Genomic DNA, 8,111 nt, shown 5'->3' on the forward strand with positions numbered 1-8,111 from the left:
GTCACGTCGACGGGGTAGCCTCGGCGGTGGTGCAGGAACTCATCGTCATCGCGGGTCAGAGCGGCGCGGGCCGCTCCCACGCCGCTGACGCGCTCGAAGATCTCGGTTGGTTCGTCATCGACAACCTGCCGCCGTCGCTGATCCCGAAGGTCGTCGAGCTGGCGGCCGCCCCCGGGTCGAGCGCTGACCACGTCGTGCTCGTCGTTGGCACCGAGCGCTATCGCGACGAGGTCCTCCCGGCGCTGAACCACCTCCGCGAGGACCCCGAGGTGAGGGTGCGGGTGGTGTTCCTCGAGGCGCGTAGCCGTGTCCTCGTCATGCGCTACGAGTCCACCCGGCGGCGCCACCCCTTCGATGCAGGGGTGTCCCTGCAGGAGGCCATCGACGCCGAACGGGTCGCGCTCGAATCCGTGCGTGCCGAGGCGGACGTGATCGTCGACACCTCGGACCTGAACGTCCATGAACTACGGGCCCGGATGGTCGAGACCTTCGGGGAGAACTCGCCGCGTCAGTCGATGCAGATCCGCGTGTCGAGCTTCGGTTACAAACAGGGCATCCCCCTGGACGTGGACGTCGTGTTGGACTGTCGTTTCCTGCCGAACCCGTACTGGGTCGACGGCCTGCGGGATCTCACCGGACAGGATGCGCCGGTCCGTGAGTACGTGCTGGGCCGGGACGTGACGCGAGACTTCCTCGACCGTCTCGGTTCGATGCTCGAACTGCTCGTTCCGGCCTACGAGGCGGAGGGCAAGAGCTACCTCACCGTCGCCTTCGGTTGCACAGGCGGGCGTCACCGTTCCGTGTGCATCGCGGAGGAGGTCGCCCAGATGCTGCGCAACCTGGGCCATGATCCACAGATCGCCCACCGGGACCTCGACCACTGAGCCCGCGCGCATCGGCCCGTTGGCGCGATGGCGGCCGGCGTGATGCGATAGGACCGAACTCGATACCAAGGGGAGACCCCTCATGACAGTGCGTGTAGGAATCAACGGCTTCGGCCGCATCGGCCGGAACATCTTCCGCGCCGCCAAGCAGTCGGGGGCCGACATCGACTTCGTCGCCGTCAACGACCTCGGCGACCGCGACACGATGGCCCATCTGCTCCAGCACGACTCGGTGCACGGCCGACTGCCCTGGACCGTCAAGAGGAGCCGCAGCGGCATCCGCGTTGGCGACGACGAGATCAAGGTCCTCGCCGAACGTAACCCCGCCGATCTTCCCTGGGGCGAGCTCGGGGTCGACATCGTCCTCGAGTCGACGGGCTTCTTCACCAAGCGGGAAGCTGCCGCCGCGCACCTGACCGCCGGTGCCAAGAAGGTCATCATCTCCGCTCCGTCCGGCGACGCCGACACGACCTTCGTCGTCGGTGTCAACGACGGCGACTACCGCAAGACGAAGCATCACGTCGTCTCCAACGCCTCGTGCACCACCAACTGCTTCGTGCCGATGGGCAAGGTCCTCGATGACGCCTTCGGTCTCAAGCAGGGCTTCATGACGACGAGCCACGCCTACACCGGTGACCAGGCGCTCGTCGACGGCCCTCACAAGGATCTGCGGCGGGCCCGGGCCGCCGCGGTCAACATCGTGCCGACCTCCACCGGTGCTGCGCGTGCGACCGGTCTGGTGCTCGAGTCGATGAAGGGCAAGCTCGACGGCTTCGCGGTGCGGGTGCCCGTACCCGACGGATCCATGACCGACTTCACGGCGGTCGTCTCCAAGGCCACGACCGCCGAGGACGTCAACGCGGCATTCAAGAAGGCTGCGCGCAGCGGCAAGCTGGCGAAGGTCCTGGACTACTCCGAGGCCCCACTGGTCTCGACCGACATCGTCGGTTCGCCGGCCTCGTGCACCTTCGACTCGGGTCTCACGATGGTGTCGGGCAACCTGGTGAAGATCACCGGGTGGTACGACAACGAGTGGGGCTACTCGAACCGCATGGTCGATCTGACGATGCTGATCGGGTCCAAGCTCTAGATGCCCGGCTCCGTCCCGGCCCTCGAGGACCTCGGTGACGTCGACGGTCGGCGGGTCCTCGTCCGTGCCGACTTCAACGTGCCGCTGCGAGACGGCGTCATCACCGACGACCTGCGAATTCGCGCCGCAGTGCCCACGCTGCAGTGGTTGACCGGGCGCGGGGCCACTGTCACGGCGTGCAGCCATCTCGGACGCCCCAAGGGGAAGCCGGACCCGGCGTTCTCGCTGGACCCGGTGCGGGCGCGCCTCGCCGAGTTGGTGCCGGGCGTCGAGGTTCTCGAGAACCTGCGGTTCGACCCGGGCGAGACCGCCGACGACCCTGCGTTCGTCCAGACACTGATCGCCGGGCAGGACCTGTACGTCAACGACGCGTTCGGCGCTTCGCACCGGGCGCACGCGTCCATCGTCGGTCCGCCGCAGTTCCTGCCGTCGGCAGCGGGTCGGCTGCTCGCCCGTGAAGTCGAGGTCCTCGGTGGCCTGCGGACCAACCCGAAGCGGCCCTTCGTCGCTGTTCTGGGTGGGGCGAAGGTCTCCGACAAGCTCGGCGTGATCGAGGCCCTGCTGGACGTCGTCGACGCCCTGGTGGTGGGCGGGGGCATGTGCTTCACGTTCCTCGCCGCCCAGGGCCACTCCGTAGGTGACTCGCTGCTCGAGTCCGACCAGATCGAGACCTGCGGGCGGCTGCTGGACTCGGGTGCGACCATCCACCTGCCGACGGACGTCACCGCCATGGGTCCCGGCGGAGAGATCCGCCAGGCGGGCGTGGACCTCCCGGCCGGCTGGAAAGGGCTGGACATCGGTCCCGGCTCGGCCGCGGCGTTCTCCGATGTGGTCGCGGACGCCCGCACCGTCTTCTGGAACGGGCCGATGGGGATGTTCGAGGACGAGCGGTTCGCAGCCGGCACACGTACGCTCGCCGAGGCGGTCGCCCACACCCGGGCGTTCACCGTCGTGGGCGGAGGCGACAGTGCGGCGGCTGCCGCGCAGTTCGGCTTCGCCGGCGACATCGACCACGTGTCAACCGGCGGCGGGGCGTCACTGGAACTGCTCGAGAGCGGCGACCTGCCGGGTCTCGCCGCCTTGAGAGGGGAATTCGATGGGTGACGTACGCAAGCCGCTGATCAGCGGCAACTGGAAGATGAACCTCAACCACTTCGAGGCGATCCAACTCGTCCAGAAGCTCAACTACGAACTCGAGGCCGAGGACTACGAGGCGGTCGACGTCTCCATCCACCCGCCGTTCACCGACATCCGTTCGATCCAGACGGTGCTGGACGCGGATCGGATCCCCATCGCGCTGGGGGCCCAGAACTGCCACTGGGAGGCCTCCGGGGCCTATACCGGCGAGGTCGCGCCCATCATGTTGGCCAAGCTGGACGTCGCCTACGTGATCGTCGGGCACTCCGAGCGCCGCGAACTGTTCGGCGAGACCGACGAGGGCGTCAACAAGAAGGCGAAGGCCGTCCTCGCCAACGGCATGACACCGATCGTCGCGGTCGGAGAGACCCTCGACGAACGCGAGGCGGCGATGACCGAGTCGAAGGTCGTCGGCCAGGTGACCGCCGGCCTGGAAGGCGTCACGCCAGAACAGGTCGCCGGGCTGGTGGTGGCCTACGAGCCGATCTGGGCGATCGGGACGGGGCGGACCGCCACTCCCGAGGACGCGCAGGGCGTGTGTGCACTCATCCGTGCGACCATCGCCGACACCCATGGTGCTGACGCCGCCGGAGCGGTCCGCATCCAGTACGGCGGTTCGGTGAAGCCGTCGAATGTCGTCGACCTCATGGAGCAACCCGATATCGACGGGGCCCTGGTGGGTGGCGCGAGTCTCACCGCCGAGGACTTCTCGAGAGTCGTACGTTTCCGTCTCCAGGCCTGACCGTGGGGGCGGGTGCCGCCGCGTCCGCTGTGGGCGCCGCTAGCCTGGCCAGCCGTTACTGAGGAATTGGAGTCACCGTGGTCGTATTCACCATCGTCATCCATGTCATCTCGTCGCTGACGCTCATCGGGATGGTGCTTCTGCACTCCGGTCGCGGCGGCGGATTGTCTGACATGTTCGGTGGCGGCCTCGGTGCAACTGCGGCCGGCTCGACCGTGGTCGAGAAGAACCTGGACCGCATCACGATCGCCCTGTCGCTGGTGTTCGCTTTCGTCACCCTGGCGCTTGCGTTGATGCTCGACGTCTGAAGCGGTCTCCGTAAGCGTCGCTGACGCCGGAAGCATGCACCAATCCGGCTGTCCCGTCTCAAGATCGTCCCGGATCGGCCGATCCAAGGGATGTGCGGATCCCAAGACTTCTGACAGTTCTCATCGCCATCCTGGCTCTGCTGGCGGCCGCCTGTTCGTCCGGCGGGGACACGACTTCTGCCGCTGACACCCTCCCGGAGGACGACAGCGGCGTCGACGCCGGGGCCGATCCAACGTCGAGCGATGACGGTGACGTCGCGACGCCCACCACCACCCCCGGCACCGATACGGGTCCGTCCGATCCCCCCTCGGACGGGCCCGCTGCCGGCGGAACTCTGCGGATCGCGGTGACCGACATCGGCCCTCTCGACCCCGCAGCGACCTCGCTGGGCTCCCACGGTGAGCTCGTGGTCGCGGATCTCCTCTTCGACGGCCTGACGTCCTGGGACGCCACGGCCGACGAGCTCGTCGGGGCTCTCGCAACGGACTGGACCCTGTCCGAGGACCACGACGCGTGGACGTTCACTCTCGACCCTGACGCGGTCTTCTCGGACGGGACGCCGGTGACCGCCGGTGCGGTCAAGTCGAGCCTGGAGCGGCTCGTTCAGGCCGACCCGGCGAGTCTGGCTGCCACCCGCCTCGAGTTCGTCACCGGCTTCGCTGCCTTCGCTGACGACGACGCCGACGAGATCGAAGGCCTTGTGGCAGAGGACGACGACACGTTGACGATCGGCCTCGACCGGCCGCTCTTCGCGCTCCCGGCCATCTTGTCGAGCCCGGTGTACGGGGTGGTCCCCGACGGTGGCCCCCAGGGCGACGGTGGCCTGTTCGCAATCGTCGGTAGCGGTCCCTTCGTCCTGGACGAGTTCGACGACGGTGTGCTGACCCTGCTCCCCGCCGACGCAGAGGACGTCTGGGTGGACTCCGTGGAGATCGTGGCGGTCGACAGCGAGGAGATCGTCGCAGCGGTGGCCGAAGGGGACGGCGACTTCGATCTGGTCCTGGTTTCGCATCCGGCCAGCCACGACCTGGACGACCTGTCCGACACCTTCCTCGATGTGGTTGCGACTCCCTTCGATGCGCATGTCTATCTCGGGCTGAATGCCGCAGCCGGCGCGCTAGAGGACGCCGATCTGCGGGCTGCGGTGATCGCAGCTGTCGACACCGAAGCCATCGTCGAGGAGGTCTACGGGCCGACAGCGTTGCCCGCAGAGGGCCTGGTCCCGGGCTGGGAGGCGTGTGGTGACAAGTGTGGGGGAGACCCCGAAGCGGCTGCCGCGCTGCTCGAGGGCTTCGACGGTGACGTCCCGCAGGTCACGATCGACTACATCGACGACGACGAGTTCGCGGATGAGGCGACCATCGCCCGCCTCGTGGCCGATCAACTCATCGACGCGGGGATCCCGGTCAAGTTGCGGAGCTGGAGCGTGAACGCCTTCGTCGATCGCCTCGTGGGCGGAGACCTGCAGGTGTTCCGGCGTGGCTGGGTGAGTGTCGGCACAACGCCCGAGTCCTATCTCGGCCGCTACGAGACCGGGGGGCTGGACAACCTCGTCGGGGTGTCGAGCCGCGCAGTCGACGATGCGCTCGAGTCCGCCCGCGACGCTGATTCGCTGGAAGAGGCCGAGGAGGCCTATGCGTCGGCCGAGGAGGCCGTGCTGGCCACCGGTCAGGTACTTCCGCTCGCCGATTTCGTGACCCTCGTCGGCGTCGGTGCCGATGTGAACGGTCTGACAGTTCGCGCCGATGGCACCTTCGATGCCTCGGCGTTGTGGATCTCCCCTCGGGGAGAGTGACTTCCCCCTCCGGTTCACCCGGACCCGTCTCAGCGTCGAGGCGGGGCCGGGGGGACTGTCCCCCTTTTCGTCGTGGTGGGAACCGCGCCGGACGGGTAGGATTGCCCGCTGCGCAGGTGAACCCTGCGGCCACGTCGGAGTGGCGGAATTGGCAGACGCGCTAGCTTGAGGGGCTAGTGCCCGTTAAGGGCGTGGGGGTTCAAGTCCCCCCTCCGACACCACGTTTCCCCAGGTCACAGGCCTGGGGATTCGCCGTTCTTTGGCGCGTATCCGCGAGTTGTCATCAGAATGTTGGCGGTGGTCGCGCTACACCCGTGCAACTTGGATCGGACGGACGGAGTATCTTGATGGCTGACACGCGCGGCGTGGCGTGCCGTGGCACCAAGTCAGGGCCGGTCGAACTCGTCGCCTACTCCGACGGCGAAGACGGCAAAATCCAGACTCCATCGCGTTCCCGGGGCGAGGGTCGGCTTCGCACCGAACGATGACTCCACGAGTGCCCAGCCAACCTCGATCGCCGTCACCGGCGCCGCAGAGGCGCACTCGGCGACACGGTGCCAAAGAACGGCGATGCGTTCACCATCGTGCGCTTCGACGTAGTCGCCAAAGCAATCGTTGAAAGCGTCCCAATTCTTCCCGTAGTAGTCCGGGAAGTCGAAGGCCCGTGCGAGTTCGGCGTGCGCGCTGGCGCGGGACGTCATCTTGGCGCCGTCGAGCTCGACCACCTGAAAGTGGCTCATCGGATTCTGGCGGGGGTGAGGGTGTCGAGTAGGTCCCAGTTGGGTCGGCCGGCGTAGAGCAGGGCTCGGATCCGGTAGTTGCGGAACTTCCGGAATCCGAAGCCGATCCGCTTGATGCGCTTGATCAGGTTGTTGATCGCTTCGGTCGGCCCGTTCGACAGGCCGGAGCGGTGCCAGTTCGTGATCTGGGTCGCCCAGCGGGCGACGGTGCGGCCGAGCTGGTTGATCTCCGGTGGCACGGACTCGTCTTGAAGATCGATGGCGAGGCGGTCGACGAAGTCGACGGCAAGTTCGTGGTCGTCGATCTCATAGATCGACCGGACGACTTCTTTGGCGTGCCAGGCCATGCGGACCTCGCCGCGGGGGTCGCCCGCGTCCAACAGCCCGACGAGCTTCGAGCGGCCTCGGTCGTCGAGGCGTTCGTCGGCCTTGGTCAACAGCCGGCGGACCCGATACAGCGGATCGTCTTTGCGGCCGCGGTGGCCGAGCGTCTCGTTCTGGACGCGGCGCCGTACCTCGTCGACACGGGAGTTCGCCAACTTCACGACATGGAACGGATCCGCGACCTGGGCGGCATCGGGCAGCATCGTGTCGAAGGTCGCCCGATACGGCCCCGACAGGTCCAACACGCCGTAGTCGATGGCGGCGAGCCATTCGGCGGGCCGTTGAGCGAGCCAGCCAGCGGGTCCTGCAGCGCTGCGTCCCTCGACGACGTCGAGGAGCTGGCCCCGCCCGACGTCGACGATCGAGGTGCACCACGCCTGGGTCCGCCACCGGCCGGTCCGATTGAACAAGGTCTCATCGAGCCCCAGACCTTCCACGTCGGCGACGCGGTCGTCGTCGACGGCCAACAGCGCCTCGCCCCACTCCACGACAGTGTCGTTGACGGTGTGCCAATCACAGCCGAGATCGGCGGCGACTTCGTCGACGGTGCGGCCATGTCCACCGACCTGAAGGGTCATCCAACGCGCGGCGCGGGTTGTCACGAACCGGTCGCCCAGAGCGATCTCGTCACTCGTCTCGGTCCACGACCCCACTGCGCAGTCGCCGTGCAAGCACCGCCAGCGGCGCTTCACCCACGCCAGCTTCGCCTGGCGGCCGAACACCGGGAGGTCGACGTGCGTGACCTCGTCACGATCCTTCAGATCCGCCGGGCGTCCACACCCAGCGCACCGCGGCGTCAGACCTCGAGTCTCGACCCTCACGATCAGCGGACCCTCGAGCTGGTCGATCACGCCCAGCACCTTCACATCGGGCAAGCCGACCAGCACCTCGCACATGCGCGTAGCATCGGTCTCCACAGGGGCTCTCCAGGATCGACGGCGTAGGAACCACCGATTCTGTTGAGCCCCTGTCCCGCGCACAGGGACCCTCACCCCCTCAAGCGCTCACCCCCGCGAGAATCCGAAGCGCC

Annotated in this window: 8 protein-coding genes and 1 tRNA gene; 7 read left to right on the plus strand and 2 right to left on the minus strand. The window is 67.5% G+C overall.

The genetic code is table 11. The features are described from left to right. Positions 1-29: 29 nt before the first annotated feature. The 7 genes from rapZ to RIE08_00775 all read left to right on the plus strand — a co-directional run bounded on the left by rapZ (position 30) and on the right by RIE08_00775 (position 6,178). Complete coding sequence (rapZ, locus tag RIE08_00745) at positions 30-884, plus strand: RNase adapter RapZ (GenBank protein ID MEQ8716115.1); 855 nt, start codon at positions 30-32, stop codon at positions 882-884. 82 nt (positions 885-966) lie between these two features. After that, entirely contained in the window at positions 967-1,974 is a 1,008-nt protein-coding gene (gene gap / locus RIE08_00750; protein ID MEQ8716116.1) for a type I glyceraldehyde-3-phosphate dehydrogenase, read from the plus strand. Further along, the gene (locus RIE08_00755) at positions 1,975-3,078 is read left to right on the plus strand and encodes a phosphoglycerate kinase (GenBank protein MEQ8716117.1); all 1,104 of its coding nucleotides are present in this window, start codon (positions 1,975-1,977) and stop codon (positions 3,076-3,078) included. Continuing rightward, positions 3,071-3,853, plus strand: coding sequence for a triose-phosphate isomerase (tpiA, locus tag RIE08_00760; GenBank protein MEQ8716118.1), 783 nt, complete (start codon positions 3,071-3,073; stop codon positions 3,851-3,853). The genes RIE08_00755 and tpiA overlap by 8 nt, the downstream gene beginning before the upstream one ends. Before the next feature lie 77 nt (positions 3,854-3,930). Beyond that, the gene (secG, locus tag RIE08_00765) at positions 3,931-4,161 is read left to right on the plus strand and encodes a preprotein translocase subunit SecG (GenBank protein ID MEQ8716119.1); all 231 of its coding nucleotides are present in this window, start codon (positions 3,931-3,933) and stop codon (positions 4,159-4,161) included. A 92-nt stretch (positions 4,162-4,253) separates the two neighbouring features. Further along, a complete protein-coding gene (locus RIE08_00770) occupies positions 4,254-5,957 on the plus strand; it encodes an ABC transporter substrate-binding protein (protein ID MEQ8716120.1) in 1,704 nt (567 codons plus the stop codon). 133 nt (positions 5,958-6,090) lie between these two features. Next, positions 6,091-6,178, plus strand: a tRNA-Leu gene (locus RIE08_00775). A gap of 165 nt (positions 6,179-6,343) precedes the next feature. On the opposite strand, the gene RIE08_00780 is transcribed toward RIE08_00775, so the two are convergent. Together RIE08_00780 and RIE08_00785 are read right to left on the minus strand one after the other, a co-directional pair. Next, on the minus strand, positions 6,344-6,697 hold the full coding sequence (locus RIE08_00780) for a barstar family protein (protein ID MEQ8716121.1): 354 nt from the start codon (positions 6,695-6,697) through the stop codon (positions 6,344-6,346). Next, positions 6,694-7,977, minus strand: coding sequence for an ISL3 family transposase (locus RIE08_00785; GenBank protein MEQ8716122.1), 1,284 nt, complete (start codon positions 7,975-7,977; stop codon positions 6,694-6,696). The genes RIE08_00780 and RIE08_00785 overlap by 4 nt, the downstream gene beginning before the upstream one ends. Between the last annotated feature and the right edge of the window lie 134 nt (positions 7,978-8,111).

Source organism: Acidimicrobiales bacterium, from assembly GCA_040219085.1.
Classification (GTDB): domain Bacteria; phylum Actinomycetota; class Acidimicrobiia; order Acidimicrobiales; family JAVJTC01; genus JAVJTC01.

Excerpts from the sequence above, each read along its gene's own strand:
- gap (MEQ8716116.1), top strand. The coding sequence starts at position 967 with ATGACAGTGCGTGTAGGAATCAACGGCTTCGGCCGCATCGGCCGGAAC.
- RIE08_00755 (MEQ8716117.1), top strand. The coding sequence starts at position 1,975 with ATGCCCGGCTCCGTCCCGGCCCTCGAGGACCTCGGTGACGTCGACGGT.
- tpiA (MEQ8716118.1), top strand. The coding sequence starts at position 3,071 with ATGGGTGACGTACGCAAGCCGCTGATCAGCGGCAACTGGAAGATGAAC.
- RIE08_00780 (MEQ8716121.1), bottom strand. The coding sequence starts at position 6,697 with ATGAGCCACTTTCAGGTGGTCGAGCTCGACGGCGCCAAGATGACGTCC.
- RIE08_00785 (MEQ8716122.1), bottom strand. The coding sequence starts at position 7,977 with ATGTGCGAGGTGCTGGTCGGCTTGCCCGATGTGAAGGTGCTGGGCGTG.